We start from the raw sequence: 17,452 nt of genomic DNA on the forward strand, positions 1-17,452 counted from the left end.
TGCGACGCTGAATATCACCAAAGCTGCACATAAAAAATTAACCTTAAAAGCCTATCGCTCGGTCATCCTTGATGACTATGTGATAGGCTTTTGATTATTTTCCAAGAGCTTGGTACAAACTGTTTGAGCTTTTTTTATCAGACTGTGGAATTGCTCAAAGCAACAACGGCTCAAAAAGCTCTAAGCCTGTCCGTGCTGTACAGATGCTGCCAAGATCAAACGGCTCAGTCAAAATCGTCTTCATCGAAGTCGAAGTCCTCTTCTTCTGCCAGTTTCTTTTGACGGCGGCTTTTTTGCAGGATACTGATGGATAAAACAGCTGAGAACAGGGTTACAAGTCCGCCTAAGATTAATCCTTGCGGAACATAGTAGAGGTCGATGCGGTGCTTGCCGGCAGGTAATTTAAAGGCCAGCATGGCATTCCAAACTTCTTGACTTTTGACGCGTTTACCATCAACTTTCACGCGCCAGCCGGAATTATAAGGAATGGACGTCAGTAAATAATCTTTGCCGGCAGGCTGTGTGATTTTGCCGGAAAGCGATCTTGACGTTACCTTCTTCGGATTCCACTTAGCCAGTTTCTTTTGCTGTACAAAAGTCCGGAAACTGTCGTCATTAAAGCGATAAAGCTGTAAATCAGCAATATCAAGCGGATTATTATCCGTCAGCTGGATTTCAAAAGTCTGCTCCTGACCCTTGCTGTCTGCTGCTAAATTCCACAGCTGAGGATGGCGATAACGGTCAAAGGCTGTATAGGCCTGCCCGTTTATAGACAATTTGATATGAGAAAGATTGTCTGAGCTGATTCTTGCCGAATTCAGGTAATAGGCATTACTGTCTGCCGGGGTCCACTTGAAACGGATAATTCCCGGACGGTCAGATGAGCTGCGTCTGTAAATTTGCTGACCGTTTTCACCATTGATTAAGGTGACATTGTCAAGTATCATATCCATCTTCTGAGGTTCTAAAAGGTTTTCCACATTGTCCGAAAGACCGTGATAAATCTTATTTTGATTAGCCGCAACGTCTTTATCATCTAATTTGGTTCTCAGCATGGCTGCATCACCTGAAAATCCTAAGCCAAACACGGTTTTATTTTCTAACAGTCTTGCATTTTTTAACGTTTGAATGGGCTGATAGTACTTGCTCAAATCTTTTCTTGCCGAATAGCTCCAGATGCCGTTATCCACAAAATAACGCAGATTAAACAGCGCATCTGTCAGCGGTGTGCCGCCCGCATACATCGCAATAGCTGTTGACGAAGGGAGCCCCAGGTTTCCTAAAAATTCCAGATTCTTGTATTCAACACTGGAGGTAAAATGATTGATGCCGTAATAATCATAGGTCAGCGAATCATTCCAGGTATTGGCACTGCTTTTTTCCATGCGCGCTAAAGTTGATTTGGGCAGTTTTAGCTTGTGATAGAAAGCTTCCTGTTTGCTTTCCGCAGCCAAAACCGAACTGGGACTGTGCCATAGATTTCTTTCGATCGTAAACTTAGCATTAATACCCATGTCAACCATGCTTAAAAGCAGCAGCAGGCAAAGCTGCCAGCTCTTAGCAGGACGCCATGAAAAGAGCAGCACAATCAGCACCGCAAGTACCAGCATGGCGATTTGCTGCCAAACAGTGACCAGCGGATAAGATTTTTCCTGCACGGCAAAATAAACATAGACATTGGCTAAAACAACTAAAACAAGGGTAAGTGACAGCTGCAGGCGGCTCCAAGAACGCACCCTTTGAAAAGCTTGGTAGGTAAAAATCAGGAACACGAAGCTGAGCAGCCAGGCATTGCGATAATAAAAGCCAACCGGCATCTGCCCCATGTGCCAGAAACGAATTACAGCCGCATTGGAAAAGGCGACAAGTAAAAGTGCCAGTAAGACAAAACTGCTGATTTTCTTTCGCAGGTCAATCGTCTTCGTCCAAAAGAAATTAAAGAGGCCGATAAAGCCAAGGACACCGATATAGAAATTCGGCAGCGTATTGAAATCTCCCCATTCTTCTCCGCTGGCAGCACCCGGAACAAACTTGATTAAAAGTTTGAGCGGATTGTAGAGAAAGGTAAAGACCCAAGGATATTGCTGGCCTCCTGCTACTTTGGTATCCAGCAGCCCGTAAAAGACCGGCAGCAGCCAGACAGCACTCAAACCAACTCCCACAAGGGAATAGAGGAAAAGCCGAAACAGCTGCTTGATCTTGAAAATAAAGGCAGCTTTCTTAGCCAAGAGGTAATAAAAGCTGTAAAATACAACAAAGAGCGCTGCCATATAAGCCGTGTAGAACTGAACCACAAACATAGCAGCCAGAACCAAAGAATACTTAAGGCTGACCTTGCCATCCAGAATCTTTTCCACACCAATGATTAACAGCGGCAGTAAGATGAGGTTATCCAAAAAGTTAGGATTAACCTGATGCACAACCAAAAAACCGCTCAAGCCATAAACCGCCGCTACACAGACCGAAAGCAGCCTGTTGCGGCTGGCTTCATAGCGCTTGTGAAGGAAATAGTAAAAACTAAGTCCCGCAAATCCCTGCCGCAGCACAGTTACCAGAAAAACAGATAAATTAAGGGATTTAGCCGGGCTTAAACCCACCGCTAAACTAAAGGGACTGAGGCTGTTAAAGCCCCAGACAGGCGGCATCACACCACCCATCCCCTTATGCCAAGACCAAAAGAGAGCTCCAATATCAAGGTGTCTAAAGGCATGCCCCAAGGCGCGGTAAAGCGGAATGTACTGCAGTGTATAATCACCGCTCATGATTGTCTTTGAACCAAAAGGATACAGCTTCATCACAGCAAAAACAGCTGTCATCACCACCATCGGCAGACTAAAAGCCGCCAAAAAGCTCAGCGTATCTTTAAGCGGGGACTTCTCCGCCTTCTCCTTATCCTCTTCATGCCGCTTAAGCTCTTTTTGCTGACCAGAGCTGCTGCGCCGGGAGCGGCTGAAGGTTGCTGATAGCTGCTGCGGAGCCTCCTGAGAGAGCTCATCCCCTTTAACCGCCTTTTTATCTTTTTCTTCTCTTGCTACCATCGTATCTCCATTTTTATTTTTCACTCATGAGTCTCATTGTATCATAGTTGAGAATCCTTGTTAATGCTGCCCAGACTTTAAAAAGAAGAGCATGGGGTTGTTCCCCACGCCCCTTCCTTTAAAGACATCTAAAGAGCAAGCAGCTGATAAGCTGACAAAACTTTTAGCTGTTATTCTGCAAAGCCGTTAGGATGCTTCGTCTGCCAGCGCCAAGCATCTTCGCACATACGTTTAAGGTCGTATTCTGCCTGCCAGTTAAGCTCCTTTTTAGCCTTGGTAACGTCGGCATAAGACACAGCAATATCACCAGGACGTCTGTCAACAATCTCATGAGATATAGGGTGGCCGACAACTTGTTCCATTTGGTAGATCACTTCTAAGACAGAGGAGCCTTTGCCGGTTCCTAAATTGTAGACAGAAAGACCCGACTGAGGTTTTAATTTCTGGATAGCTGCAACATGGCCGCGAGCCAGATCAACAACATGGATATAGTCACGGACGCCGGTTCCGTCCTTGGTATCATATTGATCGCCAAAGACCTGAACTTTCTCTAATTTTCCCAGTGCAACCTGAGTCACATAAGGCATGAGATTATTAGGTTTACCCTTAGGATCTTCTCCCAAATTACCTGACGGATGGGCTCCGACCGGGTTGAAATAGCGCAGAATGACAATATTCCAGTCTTCATCTGAAGCGGCCAAATCCGTCAGCACATCTTCAATCATCAGCTTGGTCCGGCCGTAAGGTGTCAGACTGGAGCGCGGTGAACCCTCAGGCACCGGCACCGGAGCATCGTTGCCGTAAACACTGGCTGATGATGAAAAAATCAGATTCTTGCAGTCAAAGGCCTTCATCACCTGCAAAAGTGTCACTGTTCCTGAGACGTTATTGTCATAGTAGTCCAGAGGCACACTGCTTGATTCATTGACCACCTTAAGGCCGGCAAAATGAATGACCGCATCAATTTTTTCGGCTTCAAAAATAGCAGCCAGCTGCTCCTCATCTCTGATATCCGTCTGATAAAAACGGAGAGACTTACCGGTAAGCTCTTCAATAACCTTCAGGCTCTTTGGATTTGAATGCAGCAAATTATCAACAACAACAAGGTCATAGCCTTGATTAAGTAATTCAACACAGGTGTGAGAGCCGATAAAACCAGCTCCCCCAGTCACCAAAATTTTTTTAATCAACATCGTTTTTTCCTAACCAGATAAATTAGTATTAAAATAGCTCATTGTTTCCCGTTCTGTTATCATACCACTTTAGGAAAGCAATAAGGGCAAGAGAAAGCACAGAAACCACAATCCCTGTCAGCAGCCCCTGCGGCAGGAAGGACATTTCAATGTCATGTTTTCCGCTTGTAATCGGGAAGGACAAAAGACTCTCCCAAGCTTCACTGGTTTCTACCTTTTTACCATCTACCTTCACTGTCCAGCCCGGATTGTAAGGAATGCTTGTCATCATGACATTGCTCTTATCGGTAATAGTAACATGACCTTTAACCAAGGTGTTTGTCCACTTGGTGACCGTCATATTTTGCTTCAGGCGGTCATTGAGAACTTTCTTGATGGACTTTTGATCAGCGCGGACAAGAGCCATATTGGTCAAATCAAGCTGGTCATCCTGCGAGGTCTGCAGCTGCAGGACCATTTCCTTGCCCGGTGTTCTGTCCGTCAGATTCCAGAGCTGAACTTGGTCGTAACTTTGCGTATAGTGGTACCACTGATTATTGAGCATGATGGAAATATTTCCCATAGACTTGCGCAGGCTGTAAGGTGCTTGGAAGTAATAGGTGTAGTCGGTCTGCGGCGTAAAGATTATTCTAACCGTACCGGGCTGCTTTTTATCAATGCGTTTGAAAATCCGCTGGCCGTTTTCATTGACTTCCTGCATATTAAGCAGTTCGATTTTAGGAATGCCAACGTATTCAAAATATTTCTTCTCAACACCGGACATTGATGACAAAATGATATTTTGATTAGAAACAGGGTTATTAAGCCCAAATTTAATATTTCGCGTCAGCGTGTTGGTTCCAAAGGCTGCCGAAAAAACATTAGGATTTTCATAAATGGTGAAACGCTTATTTTCATAAATCGGTTTGTAGTAAGCGCTAAGATCTGTACGCGTGGAATTACGGTCAAAGAACTGCCAGTTTGGATGCTGTTCCATGTCTGTTGCCGTGTATTCCTTACGATCGATATAGTAGCGAACGCCATAAAGAGCATCTGTCAAAGCCGTTCCGTTAGCATAAAAGGTGGCCGCATTGCCCCCGACATCTCCCATCGAATTGAAAAGATTGATGGTTGATTTTTCCATGTTAGAACTAAAACTGCTTAGACCCGGATAAGAAACAAGGAAGGGATCATTTTTTGCATAGAGGAAGCTTGAACCCACCCTGTAAAAACCTGCCTTGTTTTTCTTTTTGATGACATCGGCCAGCTCTTTCATATTCTTCGTGACGTCTGTAAACTTATAAGCATCTGCATAGGACATGGTAACCTGTGAAAGATAAGCATTGTAGCCCAATTCAAGCGCAGTGATGAGCGCTAAAGCGCACCAAACAAGCTTGCTTTTTGGACGCAGAGCAAAATACACCAAGATTAAAAGCCAGCTAATCAGCGTCAAAGAAACTTGGGACAATAAGAATCCCTTGCTCAGCAGATAAAAGGAGGCAACCATGGCAAGGAGGCTGGCTGCAAGGGCGCACAGCCTGGCTTCTTTGTAGCGGCTGAGACGTCTCCAAGACAGAACAGCCAAACTGCCAAAGACAGCCACTATCAAAAGCACCGTCAAAACACTATGATGACTGACAAAGCCTGTAACAGCCTTAGGCTGGCTCTTTGCAATATAAGTATAGCTGTGGCTGATGACATAGTAAGCCGAAGCCAAACTTATGACAACTCCTGCCACCAAGCCCTTCCAGCCCAGATATTTCTCTTCTCGGATAGCCTGATAAGCCAGAAGTACCATAAAGAAGGAAACAATCCATGAAAAACGGTAGAAGAACCCAGCCGGGTTTTGCCCCATGTGCCAGATTTTGCTGGCAAATTCATTAACAATCGAAATAAAGAAAATAAAGCTGATAACAGCAGCAGCAATCTTACGAAACTTATGAGCCTTGGCCTGTGCAAAATAGAGAAAGAAACCGACCAAAGCCAAAGCACCTACATAAATATTAGGCAGATTGGGACCGGCAGCCCAGGAAGATTCGTTATCAAAGCCACCAATCATCAGTTTTGACAAAATATCCAAAGGATTGATCTGCAGGGCAAAGCTAAAAGTCATCGGACTTTCATAAGCCCCTTTACTGCGTAAAAGGTTCAAAAAGATGGGATAAAGCAGAAAGAAGACGGCTGCGATTCCCAAAACAGACGCATAGACAACACGCCAGACAGGCACAAAGAAGGCCTCTAATTTCACCTTCCAGTCGCCTTTTTCGGCCAAACGCGGTGCAGCATAATAGCAGGTATACAGGGCAATGAAAAGACAAATCATATAGCCCATATAAAAATGCAGCAGCATGGTCAAAGCCAAAAGGAAAATGTATTTGAAGGGCTTGCCGCCATCAATCACTTTTTCCAAGTATATGATCAGCAAGGGCAGCATAATCATGGCATCGTAGAAGATCGGATTCATCTGATAAGAAACGATCATGCCTGACAGGGCATAAGCCGTTGCCATAAGGGGCGGCAGCCACAGATTATAATCCATGGCCTTGTAGCGTTTGACCAAAAGATAGGCAAAACTCAGCCCCATCGCTCCATAGCGCAGCCAAATCGTCAGAAAGACAGCCCATTTAAATTGGGTCAGCGGCAGCAAAATATACAAAAGGTTAAAAGGACTGATGAGATTAAAACCCCAGACCCCAATCATAGCTCCGCCGATAGACTTAGAAAAAGAATAGAAAAGTCCCGACCAATCTCCCGTCAAAACAGTGTGCTTTAAGAAACCATACAAGCCGATATACTGCTGACCAAAGTCAACAGCCATCAGGGTGTTTCTGCCAAAAGGAAAAGCACCCATGAAAAACCAGACAACCAGCATAATCAGCATAGGAAGAAGCGCACTGAGAAGGAGCACTTGAGCCTTTTTATTTTCTTTGAAAGACAGTCTTTGCTTTTTTTCGTTATTTGTTGCGTGACTCATCCGACTAAATCCTCTTTTGCTTTCTCAATATTAGTCTCATCCACAATGTAATGCGGACGCCGCTTCACTTCATAGTAAATCTTGCCAATGTATTCGCCCAAAATACCTATCGAAATCAGCTGAACGCCGCTGAAAAGAATGATAGCTGCTAAGGTAGTGAAATAACCGCTGACTAAAATCTCCGGTTTCACAAAATAAGCGATAAACATGGCTAACAGATACAGCAAGGCAAAGCCGATGCAGGCAAAGCCAAACTGAATACAAATACGCAAAGGTTTATCATTAAAAGAGATAATACCTTGAAAGGCATAATTCAGAGACCGTCTGAAGCCAAACTTGCTCTCACCGGCTTCGCGGATATGATTTTTGTAAGGAATGACTTTTTCTTTAAAGCCGATCCAAGAAAAAATTCCTTTTGAAAAGCGGTTGTATTCCGGCAAGGACAAAATAGTATCAACAGCCTTCCGGCTGAAAAGCTTAAATTCTGAAATACCGTCTGTCAGCTGCACATCCATCAGGTGATTAGAAAGGCGGTAAAACAATCTGGCAAAAAAAGTACTTGGTTTTGGTTCTCCCTGACGGTCCCGCTGACCGCTGACCACATCGTAACCCTCTTTAAAGGCCGCTACAAAATCCGGAATCAGTGCGGGCGGATGCTGCAAATCACCATCCATAAGCATGACAGCATCACCAGTTGCATACCTTAAACCAGATAAAATAGCACTTTCACGTCCAAAATTCCGACTGAAACTGATAAATCTGACACGCGGTTCCTGAGCAGTAATTTCCCTCATCAATGTTAAGGTCTTATCCTTGCTGCCATCATTGACATAAACCAATTCATAGTCATCAACAGCTTTTCCAAGCATTTCCTGCAGCTGTTTGGAAATTTCGCTATGTGTTTTTTCAATCATTTTTTCTTCATTGTAAAAAGCAACGACGATTGATAATTTCATACAAACCCTTCCTAGTTAATTACTATTTTGAACAAAAAACAGCATAATACCAATTGTATTCTATCATAATTCAAAAGACTTTTCGAGGCTTTTTAGCCTGATCCTCAAATCAACCGTCTCAGAAAAAATTTTCCTCTCGGCTGAAAATCTTTATTTAGAAAACAATCAGATACCGTCTAAGCTGTTTTTCTTAACTAGCACAAAGAGGCAAAGACTGTTGTCCCTGCCTCTTTCATCCTGTTTTCAATTAATATCAGTTATGATATTTACGGTAAACTAGACCAGTCACTGAGACAGCTGCAAGACCGAGAAGTGACAAAACAATGCCGCTTTCTTCGCCTGTGCTTGGAAGTCCCTTAGCACCAGCACCTTGTTTGCCTGATGGCTTATTAGGTTTGTTTGAAGTTGTACCTGCTGGAGCTGATGTTGTTGTTTTTTCTGGGTCCTTAGCTTTAGTAGTTGTTTCTTCAGCTTTTGTTGTTTCTGAAGATACTTCTGTCGTTGCCGGAACCTCAGTTGTTGTTGGTGCTTCCGTTGTCGTTGGAGCTTCTGTCGTTGGCTCTTCGGTCGTCGGTGCTTCCGTTGTCGTTGGAGCCTCTGTCGTTGGGGCTTCGGTTGTCGGTGCTTCCGTCGTAGTTGGAGCTTCTGTGGTTGGAGCTTCCGTCGTTGTTTCCCCTTCAGTTGTAGGACCTTCTGTGGTCGGTACTTCTGTCGTGGTTGGAGCCTCTGTTGTTGGAGCTTCTGTTGTTGTCGGAGCTTCCGTTGTCGTTGGAGCTTCTGTTGTTGTCGGAGCTTCCGTTGTCGTTGGAGCCTCTGTCGTTGTTGGAGCCTCTGTTGTCGTTGGAGCCTCTGTTGTCGTTGGAGCCTCTGTCGTTGTTGGAGCCTCTGTTGTTGTAGTTGGCTCTTCTGTTGTTGTAGTAGGTTCCTCAGTTGTAGTCGTTGGCTCTTCCGTTGTTGTAGTTGGCTCTTCCGTTGTTGTGGTTGGTTTCTCCGTCGTCGTTGTCGGTTTTTCCGTCGTCGTGGTCGGTTTTTCCGTTGTTGTAGTTGGTTTTTCCGTCGTCGTGGTCGGTTTTTCTGTAGTGGTTGTTGGTTTCTCCGTTGTTGTGGTTGGCTTTTCTGTAGTAGTGGTTGTTTTTCCGTCCACACCGCCGGCAGCATTAACATTAGCTACAGAATGGTTAAATTCCTTACCATCAACAGCATCTTTACCGTTTTCCTTGTACCAAGCTTTACTGTTGTTTTCAAATGTCTTTTGATCAGGATTGTCAACTTTAGTCAAGTACATGATGCTATAGCTATTCAAAGAAGCATAGCCTTGAGGAATATTAACACTGATATGGCCGCTGGCCGGATCAGCTGAAATGGTTGCTCCATATCTTTGGGCAAGCTGATTAATACCGTCTTGACCGCTATAAGATGTGACCTCATTGTTATAGTCAGTTACAGTAATCTCAAAACTGTCTAAATCCAAGGTTTGACCAGACTGAATGTCATCTTCAATACGAATGTCGCTGTCTACATAAGCTTTTTCATTGTTGATATTCAAGAACCAGCGCACATGATCCGTGTCGTCTGTCTGCATATCCCCAGTCTTGTAGTAGAAAACGCCAGTAGTTCCTGCAGCAGATTTTACGACAGTAACTTCAGCTGTCTTGCCGCCGCTGGTAACTCTAAAGCTGCCGGTATGTCCTTCGGTAGTGTCCGTCAAATCTCGGCCTTCGATTTCAAATTCACCCCAGCCGGTGATGTTTTGCAAACCAGTAATACCGTCATTGAAAGTAACGACTGCTTTGTCTGGCGTTACTACCAAATCACCGACATACTTGCCCTGAACTTCCAGCTTAATGGTTTTACTGTAACCTGATCCTTTGACTGTTCCTGAATTTTCCCAGTTAACAGTAATGGTATCGCCTGCTTTAATGTTTTGGGCATGTTCATCAAACTCAAAGCGAACAGTTGTTTTGCCGCCGTCATTAATCTGAGTCGGCGATACCGTCAGCGATGAAATGTTACTGCTGACATCACTTGCCTGAGCTTTCGTTAAAGCCACGAAAAACATTGGCAAAATGATGGCAACGGTTCCAAAAAACTTTAATAGTTTTAATAAACCTTTTCTTTTCATTTTTTTAGTCCTTTCTTGCAACAAAATTGTTACAAATTCATTATAGCCGTCTTTCAATTCTTTGTCAACAATAAATTTCCGATTAAAAACAAATAATAAAAAGAAGACCTTTTACGGTCTTCTTTAAGAGTTATTTAGCCTATATTAGCGCTGTTTGCGATAATAGAACACTCCTGCTCCTGAAACAATAGCAAGTCCCAGAATCATTAAAGCAAAACTATTTTCTGAGCCTGTACTTGGAAGGCCATGCTTAACAGCTTTTTTCCCAGCAGATGACTGACTTGAAGTCGTTGCTGCCGCTGCTTGGGTGGTCTTTTCATCTTTTGCTGTTGTCGTACCATCTGTCGTTGCATTCGATACTTCAGTGGTTGCATTTTCAGTCGTACTTGAGCCTTCAGTCGTTGCCTCGGTGGTCGATGGCTCCTCAGTCGTAGAGGTCGTCTCTTCGGTTGTTGTTGGCTCCTCGGTAGTTGTTGCCTTGGTTGTGGTCGTCGCCTCAGTTGTGGTTGGTTCTTCTGTAGTAGTGGTTGCTGGAGATTCTTTTTCGTCAACAATCGTTACAGTCGAATTATCAGCCTTGGCTGTGACTGGATCTGCCAGTTTGTAGCCGTCCGGTGCTTTTGTTTCAGTAAAGATATACTCATCTTTTAAAAGTCCGCTGATGGTTGCTGAACCAGTTGCATCGGTTGTAAGAGTACCAACGACTTCTCCTGTTGACTTGCGGGTAACTGTAAATTCAGCACCCGCCAAAGGATTGCCGTCCTTGTCTTTCTTAGCAATAGTCAGGCTGTAGTTGTAGCCGCTGGCCGTACCGCTGGCTGTTTGGTAAATAATCGTATTGTTGGCAGCAGCAGTACCTTTTTCAGTTGATGTCGCTGTAGCTTTGTTGAGGATTTTTTCACCATTAACAAGCGGACGGTCGATTTTGACTTTATAGGAAATGGTAAAGCCCTGTGTGATATTGCCCAGATTAACAGTGAATGAATTGCCGGACACATTAGCAGGGTAGTTAGCAGTAACATCTGATGAACTGCCTAAAGCCCATTGATTGTTGTTATTTCTATACCAGTTTCCCGTACGGATAGAGAAACTGCCATCAATATAAGACAGACCGGACGTGTTCAAAGTATCTGAAATAACAACATTTGAAGCAGATGCGTTGCTGGTATTGATATTGATATAATAGGTGATTTCATTTTTGTCGTAATCAATGAAGCCGTATTTATAGAAATCAAGGTTTGCATCGCCGGTACCTACACCATAGCCGATGTTTCCGCTGCCGACTGTAATCTCAGTACCTCCAATCTGAACTTTTGCAGGTATGTTTGTATCGCCCTTAACAACAGTCGTATCTGCTTTTACTTGGAAATTCAGCGTTCCTGTTACATCATCATGTGCATTGACATAGTCACTATAAGTCATGGTTAAGGTTTTGGACGCAGCATCAACGACCGCTGTTGCAACGACCGCTCCATTTACATCCGTAACATTGAATGTTTGATTTCTGCTAAAAGCCAGTTCGTTCGGCAGCGAAATAGTCGTTGTGTCTCCTGCAGCTGCATCATCCGGAACGGCGAAGTCCAGCGTCATTGTTGTCGTGTTTGAACCTGTGATACTCTCTTGAGACAGGCTTGAGTTTGTGACAGTAATACCTACTGTTTTAGCCTCTGCCGTTGTCCCTTTGCTGAATGCTATAAGAATGCCCAAAAAAGCAGTGATAGCCAGCAAACATTTTAAAAATCTTTTCATTTTTCTTAGTCTCCTTTTACTTGAAAACAGTTACTTCTTTATTGTAACATTTAATTTCTATTTTAACAAAAGACTGGCCCTGGCTCGAAAGGACTAAAAGAGCAGGGCCAGTTTTTGAACTAAAACTTAACTAAGATGCTTACGATAATAAACTATTCCTGCTGCAGAAACACTCACAAGTCCCAAAAGCGATAAAGCAAAGCCGCTTTCTGATCCGGTACTTGGAAGTCCGTGTTTTCGCTTGCCGGACGCTTTTTCGCCCGGAGCTTGGGAAGTTGTTCCAGCTGACGATGTTGTTGCGGCCGGCGCCTGAGTGGTGCCGGGCTCTGTGGTAGTCGTTGCTTGACTTGTAGCAGCCGGCACTTCTGTGGTTGTGGCTGCTGTTTCTGTCGTCGTCAGATTTTCAGTCGTTGTTGGTGCTTCTGTCGTCGGTGCTTCAGTGGTTGTTGTAGCTACCTCTGTAGTTGACTCACCCTGTGTGGTTGTCTCAGAAACATCACTTGTAGTGGTTGCACCTTCAGTCGTAGAAGTGACTTCTTCAGTAGTTGTTTCAGCTGCTGTCGTTGTTGTAGTTGGATAATCGACTTTGGTAGAATCTGTGATATCTATTTCAGTCGTTGTAGTCGGCTCTTCAGTCGTAGTCGTTGGAGCTTCTGTCGTTGTGGTTGGCTCTTCGGTAGTCGTTGTTGGTGCTTCTGTCGTTGTGGTCGGCTCTTCGGTCGTCGTCGTACTTTCAGTTGTCGTCGTTTCGGTTGTTGTTGTTTCCGGAATCTTTTCATTGACAACATCTTTTGCTACTGATTTGTCACTGCCGAAATCATCTTCTGAAATCTTGATGCTTTCACCTGAGAGCTGATAACCGTCCGGAGCTGTTTTTTCTGTGATGGTGTAATCATCTTTCAGCAAACCAGAGACGGTGATATTTCCTTCAGCATCCGTGGTGAATTCTCCAATGATCTGACCGTTGGCATCACGTGTGACAACAAAGACAGCACCTGCCAAAGGATCATTGTCTTTATTTTTCTTGTGAAGCTTAATAGAGTAAACATACCCTTCGGCAGTTCCTCCGGATTCCCTGAAGGTTTGCCCGTAGGTAACATCTGTTATCTTTTCACCATTAGATGTCAGCGAAGCCGTATTTTTCAGAATTTCACCGTCACTCAGTTTATAATCCGCCTTGGCATCGTAGGTGATAAGATAGGCATCTGTCTCAGCGATATCGCCTAAGTTAATCGCAAAGCCGGTCTCGCCTTGGAAATTAACGGTAAATTGATTGGTGACATCAGTACCATTTTGGAATTCCCATTCACTGCCTTTAGTGCCCCAAGTTCCCTTTTGAATCTTAAAGCTCTCTTTAACATAGGTAACCCCTTGTGATTTTAAGAGATCCGTAATAACGGCAGCAGGGAATTTTTTACCGGAACGGTTAACCGGAATCTGATAATGGATAACCCCTTGACTGTCTATCCAGCCGGACTTGGTCATATCACTTGTTTTGGCTTCTCCGACACCTGTGAAGTCAACATTGCCGACATTGAAGACTTTGCCTTCAACTTCAATAGTGACAGGAACCGTTTCTTTTTGTGTTACCACTGTGTGATCCACAAGAACATTGAAATAGAAACTGCCTGTGACATCAGAGTGTGTTTCGGCATAGTCTGTATAAGTCAGCGTAGCTGTCTTAGTTGCGGCATCAAGTTTAGCCGTAGCCACAGTATTGCCGTCTTTGTCTTTAATCTCAAACTCTTCTGAGCGATTGAACCGCAGCTTTTCCGGCAGGCTGATAGTTGTCGTGTCTCCTTGTTTGACAGTCTTATTAGGCAGGCTGAACTTAGCATTGAGGCGGAAGTTTTCCCACTTATCAAGAGTGCCGTCCAAAGGCTGGCCTTTTTCATCTGTCATGCTTATCGAGGTAATCACATTATCCCGCGCTTCTGCCTGAGCTTTGATGTTTTTGGCAGCAAAAACACCTAAAACAAGGGCGAAAGACAGGAAAAATAGAGCGATTATCTGAGTAGGCTTTTTCTTTTTCATAATAAGTCCCTTTCACATTAAATTAAAAATTAAGAATTCTAAAAAGCGCATTACTTTTTATAACTTTACAAAAAAAAAACATTATGTCAATAGCTTTAACTTTAAATTGATTTTTGTAATACTTTTGTAACATTCAGCCTCTCATTTTTCTCATTTAGAGGATTTGATGAAAACAGCAATTCATATTATAATGAGAGCATACAAACATATCCAGAGAAAGAATTTACTATGTCTCAAAATTTACTTACTGCCTTTGTGCTTACCGCCATTGCCGGGCTGTCAACCGGAATCGGCAGTCTCATTGCTTTTGTTGCCAAGCATACCAATAAAGCTTTCTTATCTGTCAGCCTAGGGTTTTCTGCCGGTGTGATGATCTATGTCTCTACGATTGAAATTTTCCCTACAGCCAAGGACATTCTGATTAAAGCGCTGGACAAACGAAGCGGCTCTTGGCTAACTGCTCTGGCCTTCTTTGGCGGTATGTTTTTGATTGCTATTATTGATAAATTGATTCCCTCTGAGGAAAATCCCCATGAAATCAAAACGGTTGAGGAGGAAGAGCAAAAGCCCAGAAAACTCATGCGCATGGGGCTGATGACAGCTATCGCCATCGCTATCCATAATTTTCCGGAAGGCTTAGCAACCTTTATCTCCGGTCTGCAGGACGCAAGTGTTGCTATTCCCATTGTTGTGGCCATCGCCATTCACAACATTCCCGAAGGCATTGCGGTTTCGGTACCTATTTATCAGGCAACAGGCTCAAAGAAAAAGGCCTTTACCTATTCCTTCCTGTCTGGTCTGGCTGAACCGTTAGGTGCTATTATCGGCTGGTTTTTGCTGATGCCTATTATGAATGACATTGTCTACGGTGCTATCTTTTCAGGAGTGGCCGGGATTATGGTCTTTATTTCTCTGGATGAGCTGCTGCCGGCCGCTGAAGAATACGGCAAGCACCACTTGGCTATCTATGGCTTAATCTCCGGTATGATCGTCATGGCCATAAGCCTCTTGCTCTTTATCTAAGATCAGTTAGTAAGGAAATCTATGAAATTTTTAATCCCGACAGCTAAGGAAATGAAAGAAAGCGGCGCTTTCGCTCCGCAAGAACTTCCGATTAAAACCCATCCTATTATCAGCCAGCTTGCAGCCTTATCGGCTGAAGAGCTGAGCAAGGTCTATAAGATTAAGCCTCAGGCTGCTGAGCTCGAATACGGGCGTCTGCAGGCCATTCAAAAAGGACAGGCACAAGCCTATCCTGCACTCCAGCTCTTTAACGGTCTCATGTACCGCCATATCAAACGCGAGGACCTGTCCCTTGATGAACAAAGTTTTCTGAAAGATCATCTCTTTATAACATCTGCTCTCTACGGCATTATCCCTGCCTTTGAAAGAATCGCCCCCCACCGCTTGGATTTTAATACTAAGATCAGTGTTGAGGGAGAATCCCTCAAGAATTACTGGCGTAAAGACTATGACCGCTTTGTCTTAGAAAATGACAGGGTCATCTCACTCTTGTCCAGTGAATTCACGGACGTCTTTTCCCCCAAAGTCCGCAGCCGGCTGACAGCTGTTAAATTTTTGGAGGAGCGCGGCGGCTGCTTGAAAACACATTCGACCATTTCCAAAAAAGCAAGGGGAGCTTTTCTGACACAGGCCATGCATGAGCAGTGCCGAACCGTCGAAGACCTGCAGGCTCTCTCCTTTGACGGCTTTCAGTATCAGCCAGACCTCTCAAGTGCCAAGGAACTTGTCTTTATCAAAAGGCAAAATGACTGAGGTGCTCCAATTCAGATCATAAAACCGAGGCAGATGTTCTGCCTCGGTTTTATCGTTGTATCATTTCGGTTTCATTAAGGATCGGCAGCCTTATTGGATCAGACAGACTGCTCAGCTTTAAATCAAATTGTTCCTGTCAACCTGCTCATAGGTCTCTTTGCCATCATTGAGCTTATCCCAAATGACAACTTCACCCTTAGCCAGTGATTTAGGAACATCAATAATACGCTGATTAGAAGAACCGCGAAACTGCAGCATGAGGTTCTTTTTTGATTTGTCAAAACGTCCATCTACTAGAATGTCAACCAGTCCAAGCATCTCCAGTTTATCCGGTGTCTCCAGCATCAGCTCTTCCCAAGTATAGCCCGTCCAGGACCAGATATCCTTTTCCGGCAGCTCCTTGCGAATGCGCTTAAGCAAGGGAATGAGAATCCCCGTATTTAAAAACGGCTCACCGCCTAAAAGCGTCAAGCCCTGCACGTAGGGCTGGGCCAAATCTTTCATGATCTGCTCTTCCAACTCCTGTGTATAGGGAATCCCGGCTTTAAACGACCACGTAGCCACATTATAGCAGCCTTCGCAGTGGAACATGCAGCCGGATACATAGAGCGAATTGCGCACGCCTTCACCATCAACAAAGTTAAAGGCCTTGTAATCAATGATCCGTCCCTGACTCAGCTCCTCACTCTTCCATTCTCCGGGTTTAGGTGTGTTCCATGTCATCTTTCTCCTCCAAATCGATCCAGTAGCGCTCTGTATGATCTCTGACATCTTCCAAGACACCGCCGTTGGACAAAATGACCGACCGGCTGGCCGGATTGTCATCACGGCAGGTAAGAAGAACTTGTTTAATATTTTTTGCCTTAGCTTCCAGCAGACCCAGACGCAGCGCTTCCTTAGCATAGCCCTTGCCGCGCGCAGACGGCCGAATAGAATAACCGATGTGTCCGCCTTGACTCAGCAAAAAGTCGTTGAGACGCAGACGGATGTGCAGAAAACCCAAGGCCCGTCCCTCATCATCAAAAGAGACCAGCTGAATAGCAGGAACAAAACCATCAGGAAGAGCAATCCCCATCTCATAGGCTAAATTGGTCTGCAGCCAGTCTTCATAGTTAAAATCCTCAGCCCAAAAGCCGCCGTCATGAGCGGAATGACTGTCTGTAAACTCCTCTATCATATCAAGAATAGCTGTTTTGTCTTTAAGACTTGGTCTTCTTAGCTCCATTGGCAGTCTTTCCTTTTCCTAAAAATTTTTCACGCAGAGCCTGAACGCGGGACTTTTTAGTTTGGGCATTCATGCCTTGTGAGTGTTTTTCATGGAAGCGCTGAACCTGCGCCTTCCCTTTATCATCTAATTGGTACTTTCCCATTTTTTCTTTTCTTTCTAATTATGTTAAATTTCAAATACTGCGCACTTGCAGCTTCCTAACAGTCTGCAAGCAGTTTTGCAGACTGCAGGCCTAAAAGCTAAAAAAGGGGCGGGAAACAACTTTCCCAGTCCCTCTCACCATTTCAGCAATCTTACAGCTAAGCCTAAATCTTTTATGTTCTGCCGAAACGAGGAAGCAGGCAGTGAGCACTCAAAACCTGCCTCCTTGGCCTCAAAAGATTATCAGCACCAGCCTGATAAA

Annotated in this window: 12 protein-coding genes; 2 read left to right on the top strand and 10 right to left on the bottom strand. The window is 44.3% G+C overall.

The window, feature by feature from the left end; all coding sequences use genetic code 11:
- Window positions 1-224: 224 nt before the first annotated feature.
- From pgfM2 to G573_RS0102420, 7 genes are all read right to left on the bottom strand, one after another.
- The gene (gene pgfM2, locus G573_RS0102385; protein WP_027975218.1) at window positions 225-3,038 is read right to left on the bottom strand and encodes a glycosyltransferase PgfM2; all 2,814 of its coding nucleotides are present in this window, start codon (window positions 3,036-3,038) and stop codon (window positions 225-227) included.
- A gap of 170 nt (window positions 3,039-3,208) precedes the next feature.
- Window positions 3,209-4,225 carry a UDP-glucose 4-epimerase GalE gene (gene galE, locus G573_RS0102395; protein ID WP_027975219.1) on the bottom strand — a complete coding sequence of 339 codons (1,017 nt, stop codon included), beginning with the start codon at window positions 4,223-4,225 and terminating at the stop codon, window positions 3,209-3,211.
- A 34-nt stretch (window positions 4,226-4,259) separates the two neighbouring features.
- Window positions 4,260-7,184, bottom strand: a complete 2,925-nt coding sequence (pgfM1, locus tag G573_RS0102400) for a glycosyltransferase PgfM1 (protein ID WP_027975220.1) — start codon at window positions 7,182-7,184, stop codon at window positions 4,260-4,262.
- Window positions 7,181-8,140, bottom strand: a complete 960-nt coding sequence (gene pgfS / locus G573_RS0102405; protein WP_027975221.1) for a glycosyltransferase PgfS — start codon at window positions 8,138-8,140, stop codon at window positions 7,181-7,183. Before pgfS ends, pgfM1 begins: the two co-directional genes overlap by 4 nt.
- Window positions 8,141-8,393: 253 nt before the next feature.
- A complete protein-coding gene (locus G573_RS0102410; RefSeq protein ID WP_027975222.1) occupies window positions 8,394-10,262 on the bottom strand; it encodes a collagen binding domain-containing protein in 1,869 nt (622 codons plus the stop codon).
- 144 nt (window positions 10,263-10,406) lie between these two features.
- The gene (locus G573_RS0102415; RefSeq protein ID WP_027975223.1) at window positions 10,407-12,011 is read right to left on the bottom strand and encodes an LPXTG cell wall anchor domain-containing protein; all 1,605 of its coding nucleotides are present in this window, start codon (window positions 12,009-12,011) and stop codon (window positions 10,407-10,409) included.
- A gap of 126 nt (window positions 12,012-12,137) precedes the next feature.
- Window positions 12,138-14,045, bottom strand: a complete 1,908-nt coding sequence (locus tag G573_RS0102420; protein ID WP_037586713.1) for an Ig-like domain-containing protein — start codon at window positions 14,043-14,045, stop codon at window positions 12,138-12,140.
- Window positions 14,046-14,273: 228 nt separating this feature from the next.
- Here G573_RS0102420 and zupT point away from each other — a divergent pair, with 228 nt between their 5' ends.
- Window positions 14,274-15,068, top strand: a complete 795-nt coding sequence (zupT, locus tag G573_RS0102430) for a zinc transporter ZupT (protein WP_027975225.1) — start codon at window positions 14,274-14,276, stop codon at window positions 15,066-15,068.
- 21 nt (window positions 15,069-15,089) lie between these two features.
- Complete coding sequence (gene yaaA / locus G573_RS0102435) at window positions 15,090-15,821, top strand: peroxide stress protein YaaA (protein WP_027975226.1); 732 nt, start codon at window positions 15,090-15,092, stop codon at window positions 15,819-15,821.
- A 117-nt stretch (window positions 15,822-15,938) separates the two neighbouring features.
- On the opposite strand, the gene nrdG is transcribed toward yaaA, so the two are convergent.
- The 3 genes from nrdG to G573_RS11390 are packed head-to-tail and all read right to left on the bottom strand — an operon-like array spanning window position 15,939 to window position 17,191.
- A complete protein-coding gene (gene nrdG / locus G573_RS0102440) occupies window positions 15,939-16,544 on the bottom strand; it encodes an anaerobic ribonucleoside-triphosphate reductase activating protein (protein ID WP_027975227.1) in 606 nt (201 codons plus the stop codon).
- A complete protein-coding gene (locus G573_RS0102445) occupies window positions 16,525-17,046 on the bottom strand; it encodes a GNAT family N-acetyltransferase (RefSeq protein ID WP_027975228.1) in 522 nt (173 codons plus the stop codon). Before G573_RS0102445 ends, nrdG begins: the two co-directional genes overlap by 20 nt.
- Window positions 17,021-17,191 carry a hypothetical protein gene (locus G573_RS11390; protein ID WP_027975229.1) on the bottom strand — a complete coding sequence of 57 codons (171 nt, stop codon included), beginning with the start codon at window positions 17,189-17,191 and terminating at the stop codon, window positions 17,021-17,023. Before G573_RS11390 ends, G573_RS0102445 begins: the two co-directional genes overlap by 26 nt.
- Window positions 17,192-17,452: the final 261 nt, after the last annotated feature.

The organism is Streptococcus devriesei DSM 19639 (genome assembly GCF_000423725.1).
In the GTDB taxonomy this organism is placed as follows: domain Bacteria; phylum Bacillota; class Bacilli; order Lactobacillales; family Streptococcaceae; genus Streptococcus; species Streptococcus devriesei.